General features: G+C 69.2%; 18 protein-coding genes. 12 read left to right on the top strand and 6 right to left on the bottom strand.

The window, feature by feature from the left end:
- Nucleotides 1-70: 70 nt before the first annotated feature.
- On the bottom strand, nt 71-1,210 hold the full coding sequence (locus tag AB0J68_RS07675; protein ID WP_363936972.1) for a substrate-binding domain-containing protein: 1,140 nt from the start codon (nt 1,208-1,210) through the stop codon (nt 71-73).
- Between the two features lie 468 nt (nt 1,211-1,678).
- Here AB0J68_RS07675 and AB0J68_RS07670 point away from each other — a divergent pair, with 468 nt between their 5' ends.
- The 7 genes from AB0J68_RS07670 to iolB all read left to right on the top strand — a co-directional run bounded on the left by AB0J68_RS07670 (nt 1,679) and on the right by iolB (nt 9,718).
- A complete protein-coding gene (locus AB0J68_RS07670; protein WP_355066568.1) occupies nt 1,679-3,673 on the top strand; it encodes a DUF2264 domain-containing protein in 1,995 nt (664 codons plus the stop codon).
- Between the two features lie 42 nt (nt 3,674-3,715).
- The gene (locus tag AB0J68_RS07665; protein ID WP_363936969.1) at nt 3,716-5,020 is read left to right on the top strand and encodes an extracellular solute-binding protein; all 1,305 of its coding nucleotides are present in this window, start codon (nt 3,716-3,718) and stop codon (nt 5,018-5,020) included.
- Between the two features lie 116 nt (nt 5,021-5,136).
- Nucleotides 5,137-6,000: a sugar ABC transporter permease gene (locus AB0J68_RS07660; RefSeq protein ID WP_355066566.1), complete on the top strand. Its 864-nt coding sequence runs from the start codon at nt 5,137-5,139 to the stop codon at nt 5,998-6,000.
- Nucleotides 6,000-6,896, top strand: a complete 897-nt coding sequence (locus tag AB0J68_RS07655; RefSeq protein ID WP_355066565.1) for a carbohydrate ABC transporter permease — start codon at nt 6,000-6,002, stop codon at nt 6,894-6,896. The genes AB0J68_RS07660 and AB0J68_RS07655 overlap by 1 nt, the downstream gene beginning before the upstream one ends.
- Nucleotides 6,897-6,901: 5 nt before the next feature.
- The gene (locus AB0J68_RS07650) at nt 6,902-7,579 is read left to right on the top strand and encodes a hypothetical protein (RefSeq protein ID WP_354862144.1); all 678 of its coding nucleotides are present in this window, start codon (nt 6,902-6,904) and stop codon (nt 7,577-7,579) included.
- An 84-nt stretch (nt 7,580-7,663) separates the two neighbouring features.
- Nucleotides 7,664-8,848, top strand: a complete 1,185-nt coding sequence (locus tag AB0J68_RS07645) for a glycoside hydrolase family 88 protein (protein WP_363936964.1) — start codon at nt 7,664-7,666, stop codon at nt 8,846-8,848.
- Between the two features lie 45 nt (nt 8,849-8,893).
- Complete coding sequence (gene iolB / locus AB0J68_RS07640; RefSeq protein ID WP_355066604.1) at nt 8,894-9,718, top strand: 5-deoxy-glucuronate isomerase; 825 nt, start codon at nt 8,894-8,896, stop codon at nt 9,716-9,718.
- Between the two features lie 107 nt (nt 9,719-9,825).
- On the opposite strand, the gene AB0J68_RS07635 is transcribed toward iolB, so the two are convergent.
- Nucleotides 9,826-11,193 carry a ricin-type beta-trefoil lectin domain protein gene (locus tag AB0J68_RS07635; protein WP_363936962.1) on the bottom strand — a complete coding sequence of 456 codons (1,368 nt, stop codon included), beginning with the start codon at nt 11,191-11,193 and terminating at the stop codon, nt 9,826-9,828.
- A 505-nt stretch (nt 11,194-11,698) separates the two neighbouring features.
- Here AB0J68_RS07635 and AB0J68_RS07630 point away from each other — a divergent pair.
- Both AB0J68_RS07630 and AB0J68_RS07625 read left to right on the top strand, forming a co-directional pair.
- Complete coding sequence (locus AB0J68_RS07630) at nt 11,699-13,138, top strand: glycoside hydrolase family 43 protein (protein WP_363936959.1); 1,440 nt, start codon at nt 11,699-11,701, stop codon at nt 13,136-13,138.
- A gap of 119 nt (nt 13,139-13,257) precedes the next feature.
- Complete coding sequence (locus tag AB0J68_RS07625; RefSeq protein ID WP_363936956.1) at nt 13,258-14,691, top strand: RICIN domain-containing protein; 1,434 nt, start codon at nt 13,258-13,260, stop codon at nt 14,689-14,691.
- A gap of 130 nt (nt 14,692-14,821) precedes the next feature.
- Here AB0J68_RS07625 and AB0J68_RS07620 read toward each other — a convergent pair whose 3' ends face one another.
- A complete protein-coding gene (locus AB0J68_RS07620) occupies nt 14,822-15,349 on the bottom strand; it encodes a DM13 domain-containing protein (protein ID WP_363936973.1) in 528 nt (175 codons plus the stop codon).
- 280 nt (nt 15,350-15,629) lie between these two features.
- Between AB0J68_RS07620 and AB0J68_RS07615 the strand changes: the two genes are divergently transcribed.
- Nucleotides 15,630-16,919, top strand: coding sequence for an ArsB/NhaD family transporter (locus AB0J68_RS07615; RefSeq protein WP_363936953.1), 1,290 nt, complete (start codon nt 15,630-15,632; stop codon nt 16,917-16,919).
- A gap of 3 nt (nt 16,920-16,922) precedes the next feature.
- Here AB0J68_RS07615 and AB0J68_RS07610 read toward each other — a convergent pair whose 3' ends face one another.
- Together AB0J68_RS07610 and nhaA are read right to left on the bottom strand one after the other, a co-directional pair.
- Nucleotides 16,923-17,369, bottom strand: coding sequence for a CBS domain-containing protein (locus tag AB0J68_RS07610; RefSeq protein ID WP_354855530.1), 447 nt, complete (start codon nt 17,367-17,369; stop codon nt 16,923-16,925).
- A 72-nt stretch (nt 17,370-17,441) separates the two neighbouring features.
- Nucleotides 17,442-18,728 (bottom strand): Na+/H+ antiporter NhaA, encoded by a 1,287-nt coding sequence (gene nhaA / locus AB0J68_RS07605; RefSeq protein ID WP_355066560.1) that lies wholly within the window; start codon nt 18,726-18,728, stop codon nt 17,442-17,444.
- 214 nt (nt 18,729-18,942) lie between these two features.
- Between nhaA and AB0J68_RS07600 the strand changes: the two genes are divergently transcribed.
- Together AB0J68_RS07600 and AB0J68_RS07595 are read left to right on the top strand one after the other, a co-directional pair.
- Nucleotides 18,943-19,326 (top strand): hypothetical protein, encoded by a 384-nt coding sequence (locus tag AB0J68_RS07600; RefSeq protein ID WP_354855533.1) that lies wholly within the window; start codon nt 18,943-18,945, stop codon nt 19,324-19,326.
- Nucleotides 19,327-19,432: 106 nt separating this feature from the next.
- Nucleotides 19,433-19,579, top strand: coding sequence for a hypothetical protein (locus AB0J68_RS07595; protein ID WP_272616708.1), 147 nt, complete (start codon nt 19,433-19,435; stop codon nt 19,577-19,579).
- A 145-nt stretch (nt 19,580-19,724) separates the two neighbouring features.
- On the opposite strand, the gene AB0J68_RS07590 is transcribed toward AB0J68_RS07595, so the two are convergent.
- Nucleotides 19,725-20,391, bottom strand: a 667-nt coding sequence (locus AB0J68_RS07590) for an FAD-dependent monooxygenase (protein ID WP_363936951.1), incomplete at its 5' end; no start/stop codon positions are given.

Here is a 20,391-nt window from a genome sequence, read left to right as displayed (position 1 = left end):
CTCGGGTCAGGTCCCGAGCGGCGCGTCTTCGACTGGCTGAACGTTCCCGAGGCGGGGACTGGAAGCCCCCTTACGCGGGTGGCCGCGCGGTCGACCCCCGGACCCGCAGCGATGGGCTGATGACGATCCGGTGGGTGGGGCGGTCGGGGTCGGCGAGCCGGTCGGCGACGAGACGCACGGCAGCCCGTCCGATCGAGCGTCGCGGCGGTCGGACCGCGGTCAGCGGCGGGCTGAAGAGCCCGGCGACCTCGTCGTCGTACGCCACGATGGAGAGGTCGCCGGGAACGGACAGGTGCCGCTCCTCGCAGTGTTGCACCAGCGCGATCGCCTCGGCGTCGGCGTGCACCAGCAGGGCCGTCGTCCCGGTCGCCTGGCACCGGTCGAGCACGTTGTCGAGCACCGTGTCCCGCTCCGGTGACCGTGTGTCGGGTACCACGGCCACCACTGTCGCGTTCGAGTCGAGGTCGCACTCGGTCGTGGCGTCGAGCCAGCCACGCCGCACGTGCTGGCTGGTGGGGCTGTTGGCGTCGAGTACCAGGCCGACCTTGCGGTGTCCGAGCGAGGTGAGGTGGCGTACGGCCATGGCGGCACCGAGCGCATGGTCGGTGACCACCGACTCCATGACAGCGTGATGGCTGCCTACCCTGGCGGTGCGTTCCAGCAGGACGACCGGGACGCCGACCTGGTCGAGCCACTCGATGGTGCGCTCGGCGGTCGGCGCGTCCATGCTCGGCGCGATGATCAGCCCGTCCACGTCCATCCGCCCCACCAGGCGTGCCAGTTGCGGCTGGTCGTCCTCGGTGTCGTACGAGGAGCCGCGCAGTACCACACGCATGTCCAGCTCGCGGGCGGCGCCCTCGACACCGCGCGCCACGTCCGGCCAGTAGTAGTCCAATGAGGGCACGAGCATGCCGACCGCGCGCCCGACGAGCGGGTTCAGGCCAGCGTCGGGCGGCTCCTCGGCTGCCGGGACGTCGTCCGGCAGGATCAGAGCGACTCCACCGTGGACCCGGCGAACCAACCCTTCGGCGGCGAGCTCCGCGATGTCGCGCCGGATGGTGACCGGCGCGGCGCCCAGCACGTGCGACAGGTCGGAGATGCGCATCGAGCCGTCGCGTTGCAGGGCTGCCAACAGTTGCTGGCGGCGGGCGACCTGAAGCGGCGCGCGGGAAGTCTCCGCCGTGGCGACGACAGGACTGTCCTTGGTCATGGGGACCTCCGAGGAACGCTTCGTGCGGCGAAAGGTATCGCGCCGTGACGACGAGCTTGCCGACCGGGTTGAACGCGGCTGCGCGCGACGGCTATGGCCCTCGGGCCGACCGAGCAGCTGTGAGCGATTCTGATCGTATCAGATCAGTTGTGGCGTTGCTGGCGTCGCTGAGTCCGCTGTGCGGCGGGGGTCGACCGGGTCACGGGCCGGAGGTCCGGTCTTCGACCGGATGATTAGGGGGTGTGAGACCGTTTTGTGGGCAGGCATCGGTAGCTCCGGCCGCCGTCGATCCCGGTGACGGCGTGTGTCCTTTTGATCGTATGTGTTCGTCTGGTTTGAGAACAGCATTGACTTGCTCTGATGTGAGCGTTTTACTTCGGAAACACTGCGGATGCCGGAGCGTCACATTCCGGGCAACGCGCCGCTCGCCACATTCCATGGAGACGGATCGATGCGACAGGATCTGGGATGACGTCCAGGACGGCCGGCCGGTCAACGCCGGGGACGGCCTCGGATGCCGCGACCTGGAGCCGGGACGACTGGCTGGCCCTCGCCGACCGGATGCTCGCCGCGGTCCGGCCGTTCGCGTCGCCCGGTCACGCTCTCGTCAGTCTTCCCGGGCGAAAGGGCGGTTACGGGCGGGCCGTCGACGGCCTCGAGGGTTTCGCCCGCACTTTCCTCCTGGCCGGCTTCCGCATCGCGGGGGCCAGGGGAGTGGGCATGGACGAGCTCGTCGACCGGTACGCGGCCGGCATCGCCGCCGGCACCGATCCGAGCTCCCCCGACCGCTGGGTGCGCTTGGACGAACACCCCCAGGCGAAGGTGGAAGCCGCCTCCATCGCGCTGGTCCTGGACATGACCCGCCCGTGGATCTGGGACCGGATGCCGTCCGCGGTGCACGAGCGGGTAGTCGACTACCTGCGCCCGGCGGTCGGCGACGACACGTATCCACAGATCAACTGGGTGTGGTTCCGGCTGGTCGTACAGACGTTCCTGCGTTCGGTGGGTGGGCCGTACTCGATCGACGAGATGGCCGCGGACCTGAGCACGCACGACGGCTTCGCCCGCGGGGACGGCTGGATGTCCGACGGGCCGCACCGCGCGTACGACCACTATGTGGGCTGGGCCCTGCACCTGTATCCGACGCTGTGGGCCCGAATGGCCGGCGCCGCGGACCTGGCCGAGCAGCGCCGCGATCGGGACCTGGCCAGCCTCGACCGCTTCCTGGGCGACGCGGTCACGCTCGTGGGCGCCGACGGGTCACCGTTGATCCAGGGGCGAAGCCTGATCTACCGCTTCGCCGCGGCGGCGCCGTTCTGGGTCGGCGCGATCGCCGGCGTGCCCTCGGTCAGCCTCGGCCAGTTGCGTCGCGCGGCCACCCGCATCGTGCGCCACTTCGTCGCCAACGGGGCCCTGGACGAACGAGGTCTGCTCACCCTCGGCTGGCACCGGTCGTGGCCGCGACTGGCGCAGTCGTACTCCGGACCGGGCTCGCCCTACTGGGCCAGCAAGGGCCTGCTCGGCATCGCGCTACCCGCCGAACATCCGGTGTGGACGGCCTCCGAGGAGCCGCTGCCAGTCGAGGAGCGGGACGCGGTGCGGGCGGTGCACGCGCCAGGCTGGCTGGTTTCCGGCACCCGTGCCGACGGCATCGTCCGGGTCATCAATCACGGCACCGACCACGCCGTAGAGGGCGCCACCGTCTCAGATTCCCCGCTCTACGCGCGACTGGGCTACTCCACCGCCACCAGCCCCGTCCTCGACGACAGCGGCTGGGCCAGCCCGCTCGACCAGTCCGTCACTCTCGTCGACCACGCGGGCCAGGTCACCCACCGCGCCGGCATGCGCCTGCTGACCGTGCACGTCGACACCGACGGCGTGGGCGTGGCCGGGTCACGTGCCCTCGCCCACTGGGTCGACCCGGATCCGGGTCAGCGCGATCACGGCGGCGGCCGCGTGGGCCGGTCCCGACCGGCCGGGCACCTCACTGTGTATTCGCTGGTCCGTGGCCCCTGGGAACTACGTCTGACCCGCGTCGACGACCTCGCCGACGGCGTCGAAGCGGCTGCGCTGCGGCTGCGGATCGGCGGCTGGGCCATTGCCGGGGATGCGACGGCAACCGTTGGTGAACGGGCGGTGGCCCTGACCGGGGCCGGCCTGACCAGCAGGCTCGACAGCGTTCGCGGGGACGGAACGGCCGGTGCCACCGCCCTTGCGCACGGCGGGCCCCTGGCCGGCGGGCTGGTAGTGCCCTGGCTGGACCACCCCGTCCGGCCGGGCGACTGGGTCGCCGCCTTCATCGAGCTGTCCGCGGTGCCGGCAGCCACGGTGGGGCAGGTAGGCCAGGCCGTGGCCGACGAGGACGGCCGCGGTCTCCACCTGGCGGTCGACTGGCCCGACGGGATCGGCACGTCGACCCGTCTGGACACCGAGCATGCCAGGCCCACCCAGGCGTCCTGGTAGCAGTGCGGGCCCGTCCGGGCCCCTTGACCTAAGGAGAGAGGGATGAAGCGTGCGATACCGGCCGTCATCAGCGCTGCGACGGCCCTGACGCTTGTTCTCGCCGGTTGCGGCGGCGGAGACGAGCCAGTCGACCCCAATGCCCCGGTGACGATCACCCTGGCTGGCTGGAGTCTGTCGTCCACGCCCGAGTTCAAGACGCTCGCCGACGGCTTCAAGGCGACCCACCCGAACGTGACGGTGGAGCTCAAGGAGTACGCCCCAGGCAACGACTACGACACCCAGATGATCACGGACCTGGCCGCCGGCACCGCCCCGGACGTCTACGTGATGAAGAACCTCAAGAACTTCTACACGTACCAGAGCGGTGGACAGCTGCTCGATGTCTCCGACGTCACCGCCGGTCTCGACTCGGTGCCGGCGCTCTCGTCGTACCAGGTGGACGGCAAGGCGTACGCGGTGCCGTACCGGCAGGACTCGTGGGTGCTGTTCTACAACAAGGACCTGTTCGCAAAGGCGAAGGTGGCGCCGCCGGACGGCAGCTGGACCTGGGACGACTACACCGACGCGGCGAAGCGGCTGCACACCGGGCTGAAGGGGGCCGGCTCGAACGCGACCGGCGCGTACCAGCACACCTTCCAGTCGACAGTGCAGGGATTCGCGCTCGCCCAGACCCCCAACGCGGACCTGCTCTCCGGGGACTTCGGCTACCTGAAGCCGTACTACGAGCGGTCACTGGACCTGCAGGCGGCCGGCGCGCAGCCGACCTTCGGCACCGCGAAGACCAACAAACTCACCTACCAGGCGCAGTTCGGCAAGCAGCAGTCGGCGATGCTGCTGATGGGCACCTGGTACGTGGCCACGCTGCTCAACCAGCGACAGAGCGGTGACGCCGACACGTTCCAGTGGGGGATTGCTCCGGCGCCGCAGTTCGACAAGTCCACCACCGGCACCTCCGCCACGCCTGTCACCTTCGGTGACCCGACCGGCCTGGGGATCAACCCGAAGATCAGCAAGTCCAAGACCGCCGCGGCCAAGGCCTTCCTCCAGTACGCGGCCGGCCCGGATGCCGGCAAGGCGCTGGCCGCGATCGGCATCACCCCGGCCCAGGTCACCGACGCGGTCACCGCGACGCTGTTCGGGCTGGACGGCGTACCGCGGGACGACCTGTCGAAGTTCGCCTACACCACGCACACCATCAAGCCGGAGAACCCGGTGTCGAAGCACACCGCCGGCCTGCAGAACCTCCTCAACGAGACGCACTCGGCGATCCTCTCCGACAGCAAGGGCGTCGACGCGGAGCTGAGCAAGGCGCAGACCCGTGCCAAGAACGAGGTCCTCAACCAGTGAGCTGTTGGCGGGTCCGGCGCGCCTCCGTCGCACGCCGGTCCCGCCACCATGCCGAACGCTTCCGGAGACTCCCTATGGCAACATTGCCGCGCACGAGACCCAGGAACCGGCGGCTGGTGTCGCGCAACACTGTCGCCGGCTGGTCGTTCATCCTGCCCAACTTCGTCGGCTTCGCCGTGCTCACCCTGCTCCCCGTCGTCGTGCTGTTCTACGTGGCCTTCACCAACTGGAACGTCTTCGGGGTGGCCGAGTGGACCGGCACCGCCAACTTCCGGCGAATGTGGGGCGACGCGAGCTTCTGGACCGCTTTGCGCAACACCGTCTACTACACGGTCTTCCACATCCCGCTGACCCTCGCGGCGGCACTCGGGCTGGCGCTGCTGCTCAACCGCAAACTGCGCGGCGTACGGTTCTTCCGCACCGTCGCCTTCTTTCCCTACATCACCTCGATCGTGGCGATCGCGATCGTCTGGAACCAGCTGTTCAGCCCGGAGTACGGCCCGATCAACGCCCTCCTCGGTGTCGTCGGGGTGGACAATGCGCCGGGCTGGACCACGTCGTCGACCTGGTCGATGCCTGCGGTCATCATCGTCGGCACCTGGCGGTACATGGGTTACTACATGCTGCTGTTCCTGGCCGGCCTGCAGACCATCCCGGCCCAGCTCTACGAAGCGGCCGAGACCGACGGCGCCTCACCGTGGCAGCGGTTCGTGCACGTGACCCTCCCCGGGTTACGACACACCACCTTCTTCGTCACAGTGCTGCTCACCATCGAAAGTTTCAAGGTCTTCGACCTCATCCTCGTGATGACCGGCGGCGGGCCGGGCCAGTCGACACTGGTGCTCTCGCAGTACATCTACCAGAAGGGCTTCGAGGAGAACCAGTTCGGCTACGCCTCGGCGGTCTCCATCGTCCTGTTCACCATCTGCTTCAGCATCACGGTCATCCAGTTCATGGTCAACAAGCGGAGGAACAGCTGATGACCGCGACCGACCTCTCCCTGCCCACCCCGGCCGTCGCCGCGCCCCGCAACCGCAGCGCGCCCGGCCGACCGGTCCGGTCCCGGGGCTGGCGGCTCGTCGGGTACGCCACCCTCGTGCTCGCGGCGGCCGCGCTGCTGCTGCCGTTCTACTGGATGGTGGTGGCGTCGTTGAAAACCAACAGCGACGTCTTCACCATCCCGATCACCTGGCTCCCCGATCCCGTGGTGTGGCGAAACTACCTCGACATCTGGCAGCGCTCGGACATGACGACCTGGTTGGGAAACACGCTGCTGCTGTCGGTGGTCGTCAGCCTCCTCCAGGTGGTGACCGGCAGTTTCGCCGCCTACGGCTTCGCCCGGGTCCGCTTTCCCGGCCGCAACGCGCTCTTCCTGGCGTACGTCGGGACGATCGCGGTGCCCTGGCAGTCGTACATGATTCCGCAGTTCATCCTCATGTCGAAGTTGCAGTTGTCGAACACGCTGTGGTCGATCGTCGCGCTACAGGCGTTCGGCGCGTTCGGCGTGTTCCTGATGAAGCAGTTCTACGAGACGATCCCCGAGGAGCTGAGCGAGTCGGCGCGGGTGGACGGGCTCAGCGAGTTCGGCATCTACCGACGGATCATGCTGCCGCTGTCCCGACCAGCGCTGGCCAGCCTGGCCCTGCTGACGTTCGTGACCACCTGGAACGACTACCTCGGCCCGCTCATCTACCTGCGCAGTCCGGAGCTGCGCACCATCCAGTTGGGTCTCAACACCTTCATCTCCCAGTACAACGCCGAGTACGCACTGATCATGACGGGCTCCGTGCTGTCCGTGCTGCCCGTCGCTGTCATCTTCCTGCTCGGCCAGCGCTACTTCATCGAGGGCATCGCCACGACCGGACTGAAGGGTTGAGGCCCATGCGTTCGCGCCACAACACCATCGCCGCCGTCTTCGACGGGATCTACGTCGCGCTCGTCAGCAACCTGCTGCTGGTGCTCGGTTGCCTGCCACTGGTGACGCTCGCGTTCACCACCGAGGCGGCGCGCTCCTGGCCGCTGTACGCGCTGACCGCCCCGCTCTGCGCGCCCGGGCTCTGTGCGGTCTTCGCGGTCATGTCCGCCTATTCGGCCGGCGACACCGGCGGCGTGCTGCGCACCTACGGCCGCGCCTGGCGAGCCACCGCCCGGCCGGCGATGCTCTGGACGGCGGCAGCCGTGGCTGCCCTGGTCGTGCTCGCCGTCGACGCCCGCGCCGCGTGGGGCCACCGGGTCGGGGCACTCGCCCTGCCGGTGCTGGCGACCCTGATCGTCCTCACCGTCGCTACCACGTTGCTGGGGTTGGTGACCGTCGCCGAGCGACCCACCGCGCGGTTGCGTGAGGTGGCCCGCGCCTGCGTGTATCTGGCGGTGCGCCGGTGGTACCTCACCGCCGTGTCTCTCCTCGTCCTCGTGCTGCTCGCACAGATCCTGGCGGCCCGTCCCGCGATCGCGCTCGGCCTCGCCGCCGCGCCACTGCTCTACGTCGTATGGGCCAACAGCCGCTTCACCCTGCGCGCCGCCCTCGACCCACCGGCGACCGCACCGCAGAGCACCTGAGCACCGTGTTCCGGCCACCGATCCGGGACGCCGACAACGCACCTGCCCGGCACCGGACCGTACCCACGAGGGAGAACAGCATCCATGACGGCGACCGACGTCCGTCCCAGCTCCGACGCAGAAGCCACGGCGGCCGCGGTGGCCGCCGCGATACGCACGGTCGACGCGAACATCGTCACCTTCGGCGACCGGTACCCCGCGGACACCACCGCCGCCAACCGCTACCCGCTCCGGCCAGCGAGCGGAGGCCAGCCCGAGGGCGCCAACGTCGGCTGGACCACCAGCTTCTGGCCTGGGATGCTCTGGCTGGCACATGATCTGACCGGTGCGGAGCGCCACCGGCGGGCCGCGCTCTCCCACGTGGACAGTTTCGCGGCCCGGATGACCCGCGGCATCGACCTGGACACCCACGACCTCGGGTTCCTCTACACCCTCGCCTGCGTCACCGCGGCCCGCCGTACCGGCGACGCGCGGGCCCGAGGCGCCGCTCTCGCCGCCGCCGACCACCTGATGACGCGCGTCCTCGAACCCGCCGGAATCATCCAGGCCTGGGGCGACCTGAACGACCCCCGCCAACGTGGCCGCACGATCATCGACAGCCTCATGAACACGCCGCTGCTCTTCTGGGCCAGCCAGACCACCGGCGACGACCGCTACGCCGCCGCGGCCCGCCGGCACACCGCTCAGCTTCGCCAGCACATCCTGCGTCCGGACGGCACCACCTTCCACACCTTCTACTGGGACCCGGACAGCGGTGCGCCGCTACGCGGGGAGACTGAACAGGGCCACTCCGACCACTCCTGCTGGGCGCGTGGGCAGGCATGGGGCATCTACGGGTTCAGCCTCAACCACCGGCACGTCGGCGACCCGGCGCTGCTTGCCGCTGCGAAGACCTGCGCCGACCGCTTCCTCGCCCACCTGCCCGAGGACCACGTCGCGTACTGGGATCTGGAGTTCGGCGACGGCAGCGGCCAGGAGCGGGACAGCTCGGCCGCGGCCATCGCCGCCTGCGGCCTGGTCGAACTGGCAGACGGCCTTACCGACACGGCCAGCGCCGACCGGTACCGGACAGCCGCTGCGGAGATCCTGCGCTCGCTCATCGTCCACTACTCCACCGGTGGCCATCCGGTCTCGAACGCGCTGATCCTGCACGGCGTCTACGACAAACCCAAGGGCATCGGCGTCGACGAGGGAACCCTGTGGGGCGACTACTTCTATCTGGAAGCCCTCACCCGCGCCACGATCCCTGGCTGGGCCAGCCCCTGGTGACCACCGCGATCGACCCGCACCGTCCGCATCCTCCGAAAGGTGACCATGGACTACCGCTACCACTGCGCGATTCCCGCCGTCGACGGCCGGAACACGCTGCCCTTCAATCCCTGCCGTCTGCTGGACTTCACCCTGCTGCGGCTGTCGGCCGGCGAGTCCTGGACCGGCGAGTCCGGTGACCGGGAGATCCTGGCCGTCATCCTCGGTGGCACGGCCAGCTTCACCGTCGCCGGCCGCCACTTCCCGCAGGTCGGCCAGCGACCGGACGTTTTCTCCGGCAAGCCGCACTCGGTCTACATCCCGGCCGGCTCCTCGGTGACCGTCGAGGCGGTCACCGCCGTGGAGATCGCCCTCCCCAGCGCCCCCAGCGAGCTGACCACCGACCCCTATGTCATCGCACCGGAGCAGGTCGTGACAGGCCGCTGGGGAGCGGCCAACTTCGGCCGTACCTACCACCAGATCCTCACCGAAGTCTCGCAACCGGACCTGCCCGCCCGCCGGCTCATCGTCGGCGAGACCTACACGCCCTCGGGTAACTGGAGCACCTACCCGCCACACCGGCACAAGGTCGACGACCTGCCCGCCGAGGCTGCGCACGAGGAGATGTACTACTACCGCGTCAACCCGGCGGACGGGTTCGGCATCAGCCGGGTCTACACCGACGACGGGTACGAGGAGAACGTCACCATCCGCGAGCATGTGATGCAGATGATGCCCGAGGGGTACCACACAGTGGTCAGCGCGCCCGGCTACACCACCTATTTCCTGTGGTTCCTGGCCGGCACACAACGCACCCAGGGCGCCCGCGAGGACGCCGCGCTCGCCTGGGTGGGTCAGACCGTACCGACCCTGCGCAGTGTGGGCCTGTAGCGATGGCTGCCCCACTCGGCCACCCGGACAGCCGGACGGCCACGCGCCGCCCGGGAAAGGACCCGAGCGGCGCGTCTCCGACAGGCTCAGCGTTGCCTGAGGCGGCACTAGGCGCGCGTGCTCCACTGCTGGTTGGCGCCCCCGTGGCAGGCCCAGAGGTGCAGTTGCGTCCCATTGGCGGTGCCGGAACTGACGGCGTCGAGGCAGAGCCCCGACTGGGCTCCGGTGATGGTGCCGTTGGCGTTCAGGTTCCACTGCTGGTTGGGTTGGCCGTTGCAGTCCCAGATGATGACCGCGGTGCCGTTGCTGCTTCCCGCTCCGCTGGCGTCGAGGCACTTGTTGCCGTAGACGGTCAGGGTGCGGCTCGCGGTGTGGGTCCAGCGCTGGTTGGTGCGACCGTGACAGTCCCACAGTTGCGCGCGGGTTCCGTTGGTGGTGCTGGAGTTGGGGATGTCGATGCACCGGCCGGACTGGCTACCCGCGATCAGCACGTTCTGCTGGCCGGGCGGTGGGCTCGACGGCGGGGGCGTGGTGGGCGGGGGAGTGGTGGGCGGGGGAGTGGTGGGCGGCACGGTCGAGCCGAACTGGGTGAAGAACCTCCACACCTCCTGCTTGACCCAGCTCCGCGCGCCGCTCTCACAGCCGGCACAGCCGTCCACCGGACCTTGCTGGTGGCCGCCGTCGAACGCGGCCCAGACCACCGGATATCCGGCCGGACACGAGTAGGCGGTGGTGATGTGGGTCCGGCTACCCGGCGCCGGCTCGGGCGGGTTCTGCGCGGCGCAACCGTTGTTCCGGACGAACCTGTCGCGCAGCGCCCGTCCGTTCGGGATGTTGTCGTTGACGCCGTGGATCCCCAGGTACGCCACTGGCTGGGTGCCGCCGCTGCAGCCGCTGATCGCCCCGGGCGCCGCGATCGCCGCGACCGCACGGAACACGGTGGGCCGGGAACACGCCAACGAGTAGCTCATCGCGCCGCCGTAGCTGAATCCCACCGAGAAGAGTTGCGTCGTGTCGACACAGAGGGCGTTCTCGATGACGCGGACCATGTCGTCGGTGAAGGTCACATCCTCACCGTTGGAATTGCCCCAGCCGTTGTTGATGCCCTGCGGGGCAACGAAGATCGTGGTGTTGTTCGACTGGGAGAGCATGCCGTAGTAGGCCCACGCCGCTCCGTCGGTGCCGCCCGACGCCACCTGATCGGCGGTGCCACCCAGCCAGTGGAACCCGAACGCCAGTCGGTGGGCATAGGTGTTGTTGTAGCTGTCGGGCAGCCGAAGGATGAAGCTGCGGCTCTTTCCGCTGCTCTGGATCGTGTGGGTGCCGCTGTTCAGTCCGGGCGCCTTGCCGCAGCCGGCGGTGGTGGCGGCGGCCGCCGATCCGCCAGCCACGATGATGTACGCCCCGACGGCGACGAGAACCAGGACAGCCATGGCGGCCCCGATCCAGGGGCCGGAGAGTTTGCGAAGTGGCACAGCTGCGCCTCCTTGTGGTGGACGAACTTCCATTGGTGGTGTGGGCGTGGGGCGTCACCGGTCGGCGAGGAACCCGCGCGGCGGCCCTTCGTAGACCGTCGAGGGCCGTGCCGACGCCGCGGCGGCCGGTTCTGGTCGCCGAACCGACGGCCGGCGGTGAGCCACGCGACACATAGACTAGCATAATGATGTGACGTATGACGTCCGCGATCGATGCGGCGTCGGCCCGCCGGGTGGATCCACCCCTCGGGGCGCTCTGTTCGCTCAAGTCGAACGAGCATCTTCGATGCCTTGACACTCCAGTTGCGATCGCTAACACTTGTCCGCAACACGTACTTAATGATCTGGACACATGGCGTCTGCCTCGCCGGCGACACCGGCACGGCACGCCACCCACCGCTCCCCACCGCGCGGCCCTGGGTCGCGTCCCCTCGGAGCTGTTAACGCTCACATGTAGGTCGGCTCGGGGTGTTGTCGCCCGCCCCTCCGCGAAGGAGAAGGACCCATGTCGAGAGTCCTCGCCCGGCTCTACGCGGTGTCGCTCGCCGCGTGCCTGCTCTTCACCACCTGGTCGGTGGCGACGCCGAAGGCAGCGGTCGCGCTCGACCCGGCCGTCGGTTACCTGATGGCGCACTTCACCGGCGAGTCCTCGACCGGTCAACAGATCTACCTCGCCCACAGCGCCGACGGCCTGCGTTGGACGGACCTCAACAACGGCGGGCTCGTGCTGCGATCCACAGTCGGCACCCGCGGCGTCCGCGACCCCGCCCTGGTTCGCTCGCCCGCCGGTGACAGGTACTGGATCATCGCCACCGACCTGTGCATCGGCTGCGGCCAGGACTGGTCGACAGCGGTCAACAACGGCAGCCGCAACCTCGTCGTGTGGGAGTCCACCGACCTGGTCACCTGGTCCGCGCCGTGGCTGCTGAACGTCGCCGGCCCGATTCCGGACGGACGCAACGCCTGGGCTCCGGAGGCGATCTGGAACCCGGCCACCGGCGACTACGTCCTCTACTGGGCGACGAACGTCCCGCTCAACGGGGTGACCAAGCACCGCATCTACTACGCGCGCACGGCGGACTTCCGCAGCATCACCACGCCGCAGGTCTACCTCAGCCGGCCCGGCAGCCAGGAGATCATCGACACCCAGATCGTCGAGGTGCCGGCCGGCGTCGGCGCCTACCGCTACGTCCGGGCCTCCCGCGACGGCCAGATCACCCTCGAAGGCAGCAACTCCATCCTCGGCACCTGGACGACCCTCGGGAACCTGTCGGGCATCGGGCTGACGGGCTCCCAGGTCGAGGGCCCGATGTGGATGCGGTTCAACGCCCGCAACGAGTGGGTTCTCTACCTCGACCAGTACGCCAGCGGGCGCGGCTACCTGCCCGTCCTGACCACCAATCCGTCGAGTCCGGCCAGCTTCCGGCTGCCGGCGTCCGGCTCGTACGACATGGGCGGCACCAGGAAACGGCACGGTTCGATCCTCAACCTGACCGCCGCCGAGCATAACCGCGTGCTCGCCCGCTGGCCCACCACGGCAGTCAACCGGATCCAGTCGTACAACCTCCAGGACCGGTTCGTGCGGCACTACGACTACGACGTCCGCATCGACCCGAACGTCAGCCCCGCGCAGGACGGTCAGTGGCGGCTGGTGCCCGGCTTGGCCGGCTCCGGCACGGTCTCCATCCAGTCGGTCAACTATCCGGGCTACTACCTGCGCCACTACGGGTTCGACTTCCGGCTGGAAGCCAACGACGGCACCGCCACCTTCGCCGCCGACGCCACCTTCCGGCAGGTCGCCGGCGTCGCCAACTCCTCGTGGACGTCCTTCCAGGCATACAGCCACCCGGACCGCTACATCCGGCACTACAACTACCTGCTCCGGCTCGACCCGCTCTCCGATGCGCAGAGCCGTGCCGACGCCACCTTCCGCGTGACCACCTGAACGCCGACCGTCTCCCCACACCGATTGGACCTGTCATGAAACGCAAAAGGCTGTCGCACGGACACGCGTCGCGGAGCACCCGGTCGTTGCGCCGACTTCTGATCGCTCTGGTGAGCGCGATGACCGCGCTGGTTGGCATCGTCGTCGTCACGTCGTCGCCGGCCACCGCCGCCACCAGCCAGTTTCGCGGCATGAACTGGGCCGTGTTGGGTGACAACTTCAGCACCGGCCCGCTCGTCGTGCAGGGCCTCAGCTCGTCCGACAGCAACGCGACGGTGCGGGCCAAGGCCAATGCCCTCTACGACAGCATGGCTTCCACCATGGGGGTCAACACCGTCCGGCTGCCCATCAACACCCACACGGTGGGAACGGCGTGGTGGGAGGCGTACCGCGGCGCCATCGACGCCGCGACCGCCCGCGGGTTCAAAGTCATCCTCGCCTACTGGGAGGACGGCGCGGCCTCCGGCGGCAGGATCACGAACCTCGCCGCGTGGAACGCGATGTGGTCCACGGTGACCAACACGTACGGCTCGAACACCAACGTCTACTTCGAGCCGATGAACGAGCCGCACGGCTACAGCTCGGCGGAGTGGCGCGACGTCGCGGCGAACTGGCTGAGCTACCACTACTCGGCGGTGCCCGGCCGGGTGCTCATCGGCGGCACCGGCTTCAGCCAGGATCTGCGGGACATCTGCAACGACACCCGCTTCAACTCGACCCTGCTGTCCTTCCACTACTACGCGTTCTTCTACGGCGCGATGACCTACGACGCCTTCCGCAGCCACATCCAGACCCGCCTGGGCAACTGCGCCTCCCGCGCGGTCGCGACCGAGTTCGGCGCTCCCATGAACGACGGCCGCAACTACGCCGACGCGGGCAGCACCGACAACTTCGTGCGCTACATCCGCGCGCTGGCCCAGGTCATGCGCGACAACCAGATGGGCGGCACCTACTGGCCCGCCCTCGGCGGCAAGCCGGGCACCATCGGATACGACTGGTACTCGATGTTCGCCCTCGGCGGCAGCGGCACCAACCTCAGCCTGACCGTCCGCAACACCTCCGGCGCCGACCGGATCCGGTACGGGTGGGGCGACACCATCGACGGTGGTCCGACGACGCCTCCGCCCACGACGGGAACGTTCTACCGGATCACCGTGCGGCACAGTGGCAAGGCCATGGACGTCCAGCAACCGAACACCGACAACGGCGCGCGGGTCGGCCAGTACACGTACGGCGGCAACGCGTGGCAGCAGTGGCAGTTCCAGGACGCCGGCAGTGGCTACTGGCGCATCATCAGCCGACACAGCGGAAAGTGCCTCGATGTGGTGAGCGCTTCGACCGCCGACGGCGCCGAACTCGTCCAGTACACCTGTGGCACCGGCACCAACCAGCAGTTCCAGATGGTCACCAACGGCAGCTACTTCCAACTCCGCGCCCGGCACAGCGGCAAGTGCGTGGACGTACCTGCCGCATCGACGGCGGACGGCGTGATCCTCAAGCAGTATCCGTGCAACACCGGCGCCAACCAGCAGTGGTCGCGCACGGCCGTCTGACGCTCGTCTCGCCGCGACGACCGATCCACGGTGGCCCGCACCCCCGGTACCGAACTGGTGACCGGCGCCGGGGGTGTGCGCCGTTGCGACGCCGCATCCGCCGGCGTAGCAACGGGGCAGTCCGGCGGTGTCAGACGGCCCTGAGGTCGGCCGCGCCGAAGGAGACGGCGAATCGCTTGCACCAGATGGAGACGCTCCGGAAGTCGCGTGGGTCAACCGATGCCGGTATCTCGTACACCTGGTTGCCCTGATTGCCCTTGAGCCTGGCCAGTTCGACCCATTCGCCGTCATCGAACACCCGCCACCCGGCCTTGCCGAGGGTGACCGGTTGGTCGGTCAGCCACACTCGCAGGTCCGGCCCGCTCGACGTATTCAGGTCCCGGATGACGAGCTGGTGGCGCCCGTCGGCGAGCCGGTGGATCTCGGCACTGCCGGTCGTCCGGTGCTCATGGGTGACGAACTCGCCGGCGGTCAGGATCGCGTTCCCGGCTGGTGTCGCCACCGGCGCCGCGGACGCGGGAGTGGGCGCGGTCGACGTGGTCCCCACGGGGGGAACCGCCTCGTCGACGTACGTGTCGGTGAACAGCTTCCACGGTTGGAACCAGTAGAGGGCCAGAGCCGCCACGAGGACAGCGGAGGCGAGACCGGCCCAGGCCACTCGCGACCGGAAGATCCATTTCCCCACCCCCGCAGCGTACGACCCCCGCAGCCGTCGAACTGGTCGCGAACCCTTTCGGAACCCTTACGACGCTCCGGGTCGCCCACTCCAGCCCACGTCGGTTGTCGTCGATGAACAGGTGGTGCGGTGCGGTTGCGGGCCGGCCGGGCCGGCACACCACACCGTTGCCGATCGCCCAGGCTGATAGGTTGATCTCAGGTGTGCCGGGAAGCCTGGTCGGCGTTGCGATAACGGCTGACCAGAACCGGAGAAGCGCCGAATGAGCATCCTGGCCTGGATCGCGGTGGCCGTGTTCGCCGCCGCCTACGTCCTGATCGCCACCGAGAAAATCAACCGGGTGGCGGTGGCCCTGGGCGGCGCGTCGATCATGTTGGCGATCGGGGCGACCGATGCCGAGCATGCGTTCTTCTCCGAAGAGGCGGGCATCGACTGGAACGTCATCTTCCTGTTGCTGGGGATGATGCTGATCGTCGGTGTGCTGAAACGCACCGGCCTGTTCGAGTACTTGGCGATCTGGAGCGCGAAGAAGGCTCGGGGCCGTCCGTTCCCGATCATGGTGATCCTGGTGGTGGTGACCGCCGTGGTGTCGGCGGCGCTGGACAATGTCACGACCGTGCTGCTGGTGGCGCCGGTGACGCTGCTGGTGTGCGAGCGGCTCGGCGTGCCGCCGATCCCGTTTCTGATCGCCGAGGTCATGGCGTCCAACATCGGTGGCGCGGCAACCCTGGTCGGCGACCCGCCGAACATCATCATCGCCAGCCGGTCGGGGTTGAGTTTCACCGACTTCCTGAACGTCATGGCCCCGCTGGTGCTGATCGTGCTCGTCGTGTTCGTCGGCCTGTGTCGGATCATGTTCCGCACGGCGTTCCGCTACGACGCCGAGCGCGCGGCCCGGGTGATGGCGCTGCGAGAGGCGGACGTGATTCGCGACCGCCGCCTCGTGGTGATCAGCCTGGTGGTGCTCGGCACGGTGCTGCTCGCGTTCAGCCTGCACACGGTGCTGGACCTGGAGCCCTCGGTGGTGGCCGTGCTCGGTGGCCTGCTGTTGCTGGCGTTGTCGCGGCTGGACACGGAAGACGTGGTCAAGGACGTCGAGTGGCCGACGCTGTTGTTCTTCGCCGGCCTGTTCGTCATGGTCGGAGCCCTGGTCGCCACCGGAGTGATCGACAGCGTCGCCCGGTCGGCGACCGAGGCCGTCGGGGGCAAGCTGTGGCCAGCCACCATGTTGATGCTGTGGGCGTCGGCGGGGCTGTCGGCGATCGTGGACAACATCCCGTACGTGGCGACGTTGAGCCCGATCGTGAGCGAGCTGGTGAACGCCGAAGGTGGGCTCGGTAAGGCTCAGGTGCTGTGGTGGGCGCTCGCCATCGGGGCTGACTTCGGCGGCAACGCCACTGCCGTCGGCGCTTCGGCGAACGTGGTGGTGCTCGGCATCGCCGAACGTGCCGGGCACAAGATCACGTTCTGGGGGTTCACCAAGTACGGTCTGATCGTCACCGTGATCTCGGTGGCGATCGCGGTGCCGTATCTGTGGCTGCGATTCTTCTGACGCTCAGGTGCCGAGCATCCGGTCGAGCAGCCCGTCCAGGGTGATCGCGCCGGTCATCACCCGGTCGTGGTCGACGACCGCGACCAGCGGCACATTCGATCGCGCCATCACCGAGGCGACCTCGAGCAGGGTGGCGTCAGCGTTGACCGCCGGCAGGCCCGGACGGTTGCGGGGCAGCAGGTCCGCGACGGTGCGGTCGCCTATCCCCTCCAGGATCACGTCGGCAGCGGCCTCGTCGATCACCCGGGCCAGCGCCGGATCGTCCTGGCAGTAGGACGGCAGTGCCATCCGCAGCACCTGCGTGCCAGCCAGCACCGTCGACGGGCGGCCCTTGGCGTCCACCACGATCAGGCCGGGCAGGTCCTGCGCCGCCAGGATCCGCGCGGCCTCCCGGGCCGGCATGTCCTCGGTGACGGTGTCCATCGGGATGGCCACATCGCTCGCGCGCATGCACCGACGATACGCCCGGACGCCGCGTTGACCGCGCTGACGCCGCCTGGCAGCCCCCCACTCGCAGTGGACCTATTTCTGGTAGACGTCCGGAACGTCGTCATGGTCACGGTCGACCTGCTCGGCCTCGTAGATCTGCCGGTACACGCGATTACGCAACCGCAAGATGACCGTGGCGAGCGCGGCGGCAATCAGGGAGCCTCCCAGCACAGCGATCTTGACCCGGCCGTCGGCGTCGCTGCCGACACCGAAGGCGAGTTCGCCGATCAGCAGCGAGACGGTGAACCCGATGCCGGACAGCACGGCCAGGCCGACCACGTCGATCCAGGCCAGCCCCGAGTCCAGTCGGGCCCGGGTGAACCGCGCGACGAGCCAGGTTGCCAGCAGGATGCCGATCGGCTTGCCGACGACCAGACCGAGCATGATGCCCACGGCGATCGGGTCGGTGAGCGCCTGCGTCAGGCCGTCCAGCCCGCCGACGGCCACCCCGGCGGCCATCAGCGCGAACAGCGGCACCGCAACACCGGCGGAGATCGGCCGGAATCGGTGCTCGAAGTGCTCGGCCAGGCCGGGTCCGGGGCCGGCCCCTGTGGAGCGCGGCACCGGGACGGCGAAGGCGAGCAGCACCCCGGCGACGGTGGCGTGCACGCCGGAGGCGTGCACCAGCGCCCAGGTCGCGAACGCCAGCGGCAGGAGCAGCCACCATGAGCGCACCCGACGCTGCACCAGCAGCGTGAACAGGCCCAGCGGCACCACCGCGGCCAGCAGTGGCAGCAGCGACAGGTGGGCGGTGTAGAAGACCGCGATGATGACGATCGCCAGCAGGTCGTCCACCACCGCCAGGGTCAGCAGGAAGGTGCGCAGCGCGCTCGGCAGATGCCGGCCGATCACCGCCAGCACGGCGAGGGCGAACGCGATGTCGGTGGCGGTCGGAACCGCCCAGCCCTTCACCGCGCCGCCCCAGTTCACCACCGCGTACAGCAGGGCCGGCACGAGTACGCCGCCGACCGCGGCGGCGACCGGGACCGCGGCCCGGCGGGGATCACGCAGATCACCGGCGACGAACTCGCGCTTGAGTTCGAGACCGGCGACGAAGAAGAAGATCGCCAGCAGCCCGTCAGCCGCCCACGTCGCCAGCGACAGGTCAAGGTGCAGCGCGTGGGGCCCGACGGTGAGCGCCGTCATGGCCTGGTAGCGGTGCGCCCACGGCGAGTTCGCCCAGATCAGCGCCACGACGGCACCGACCAGCAGCAACGCGCCGCCGATCGTCTCCTTGCGCAGTACGTCGGCGATGCGACGTGCCTCAGCCCAGGAACCACGGCCGAGAACACGAGGAGGCGACTGAGGGTTCGACGTCACAAGCAGGCCAACTTTCGAAAGACGGGTCGGAACCATCTGCCGACCAGACTTCCCGGCGCACCGGAACCCATCGTACCGGGGCCTTTCGCCGCGGATCCCTCGACCGCAGACAGCCGACGGCGCGCCATCGGCCGCCAGATCTCGTTTCAACCGACCGGCTCCGTGGGTACGCTCCCACCGGCTGATCATCCGATCGACGGAGACCCTCGTGATCATGGCTCTGCTGCTCGACCTCGCCAACATCGTCGGTGGTTTCCTGCTCGCCGTCTCGGTGCTGCGGCTGTTGCCACGCGTCGGTGACGACCTGGGCCGCCTCGCCGGTCGGGCGGCCCCGATCGCGTGGGTGGTCGGCCTCGTGGCGCTCGTGACCGGCGGCTACCACCTCATCGTCCACCTGGTGTCCGGCCCCCGGGTGTTCCACTTCGAGGTGGTGGGGATCGGTGTGGGGCTCGCCCTGTTGTGGAGCCGGCTGACCGGTCGGCCGGCGTCGCGCGAGGAGCGGTCGGACGGCGCGACCGGAGTCCGCCTGTTGCTCGCGATCTTCGGTCTCATCGCGATCGTCGTCGGTATTCAGGGGCTCTTCACGCCGGACGGCTGATCAAGCCCGCGCGCCCGACCCGCGCGTGCGGCGTTCGCGCATGAGCGGGGTGTCACCCCGGCGGTCAACGTCGGTTCCCATCAATTCCCTGATTGAGGAGAGTCCCATGTCGGTCCAGGCATTTCTCTACGTCATCGCGGTCATCCTGATCGTGCTCGCCGCACTGCCACTGCCCACTCGGGGTGTCTCGTTCGCGCTGCTGGGCGCCGCCTGCGCCCTGCTCGCCTACGCCTGGCCGGTGATCACCGACTGATTCTTCGTCGGTGTGGTCGGTGGCCGGCAACCAGCGCCCGACAGTGTTGCCGGCACCCGGCCATGTCCCACCTTGCGGGGTCCGACAGGGACTCGTCGATGGACGGACGCGACGGACGCCAGCGGCGTCCACGAGACGCTTCCGGTCACCGGGGCGGCCCGAAGTGGTGGGTGAGCGAGGCGCGCAGGGTGTCCGCATCCCCGGCGGACCAGGCGACGAAGCAGTCGGGGCGTACGAGCAACGCGGTCGTGCCCCGCAACGCGCCGCTGACGACGTCGACCCGGTCTCGCCAGGGCGCGGCCACCTCGGCGTAGACACCTGTGGAATCCAGTAGCAACGGCCGGGCGGTGCGGGTCAGCTCGGCGAGGCGTACCGCGCCCTGGTCGGCGTGCACGACCACGTCGGGGGCGCACCGGCCGGCCAACGGGTCGGCGGGGTCGGCGGGGTAGTGGATGTCCGCGCCGGACATCAGCGCCGCGATGTGCCCGGTCACCTCCGGGATGCGCAGCAGTTCGGCGAAGAGTTCCCGCAGGCCGGTGATCTCGTCGCCGGGCCCGATGAGCGCCGACTGCGCCTGGGTGGACATGACGACCCGTTCGGCGACGGGACGGCGCTCGGTCTCGTACGTGTCGAGCAGGCCCTGCGGCGCCCACCCGCGCACCGTGGCGGCCAGCTTCCAACCCAGGTTGACGGCATCCTGGAGGCCGAGGTTGAGGCCGGGGCACAGGACTGGGCGTCGCGCATCGGCAGGAAGATCCGCCGCCAGGCGTTCGCGCCCGCCTCGGGCAGTCGGTAGTGCGGGCGGATCCGGG

It is taken from the genome of Micromonospora sp. NPDC049580 (genome assembly GCF_040675595.1).
GTDB lineage: Bacteria > Actinomycetota > Actinomycetes > Mycobacteriales > Micromonosporaceae > Micromonospora.
The sequence above is the reverse complement of the archived record's forward strand: the minus strand, read 5'-3'. Positions and strand labels throughout refer to the sequence as shown.

What these genes read in the sequence shown, in the direction of transcription:
- AB0J68_RS07675 (WP_363936972.1), bottom strand. Translation starts at nt 1,210, where the DNA reads ATGACCAAGGACAGTCCTGTCGTCGCCACGGCGGAGACTTCCCGCGCG.
- AB0J68_RS07670 (WP_355066568.1), top strand. Translation starts at nt 1,679, where the DNA reads ATGACGTCCAGGACGGCCGGCCGGTCAACGCCGGGGACGGCCTCGGAT.
- AB0J68_RS07665 (WP_363936969.1), top strand. Translation starts at nt 3,716, where the DNA reads ATGAAGCGTGCGATACCGGCCGTCATCAGCGCTGCGACGGCCCTGACG.
- AB0J68_RS07655 (WP_355066565.1), top strand. Translation starts at nt 6,000, where the DNA reads ATGACCGCGACCGACCTCTCCCTGCCCACCCCGGCCGTCGCCGCGCCC.
- AB0J68_RS07650 (WP_354862144.1), top strand. Translation starts at nt 6,902, where the DNA reads ATGCGTTCGCGCCACAACACCATCGCCGCCGTCTTCGACGGGATCTAC.
- AB0J68_RS07645 (WP_363936964.1), top strand. Translation starts at nt 7,664, where the DNA reads ATGACGGCGACCGACGTCCGTCCCAGCTCCGACGCAGAAGCCACGGCG.
- iolB (WP_355066604.1), top strand. Translation starts at nt 8,894, where the DNA reads ATGGACTACCGCTACCACTGCGCGATTCCCGCCGTCGACGGCCGGAAC.
- AB0J68_RS07630 (WP_363936959.1), top strand. Translation starts at nt 11,699, where the DNA reads ATGTCGAGAGTCCTCGCCCGGCTCTACGCGGTGTCGCTCGCCGCGTGC.
- AB0J68_RS07625 (WP_363936956.1), top strand. Translation starts at nt 13,258, where the DNA reads ATGACCGCGCTGGTTGGCATCGTCGTCGTCACGTCGTCGCCGGCCACC.
- AB0J68_RS07615 (WP_363936953.1), top strand. Translation starts at nt 15,630, where the DNA reads ATGAGCATCCTGGCCTGGATCGCGGTGGCCGTGTTCGCCGCCGCCTAC.
- AB0J68_RS07610 (WP_354855530.1), bottom strand. Translation starts at nt 17,369, where the DNA reads ATGCGCGCGAGCGATGTGGCCATCCCGATGGACACCGTCACCGAGGAC.
- AB0J68_RS07600 (WP_354855533.1), top strand. Translation starts at nt 18,943, where the DNA reads ATGGCTCTGCTGCTCGACCTCGCCAACATCGTCGGTGGTTTCCTGCTC.
- AB0J68_RS07595 (WP_272616708.1), top strand. Translation starts at nt 19,433, where the DNA reads ATGTCGGTCCAGGCATTTCTCTACGTCATCGCGGTCATCCTGATCGTG.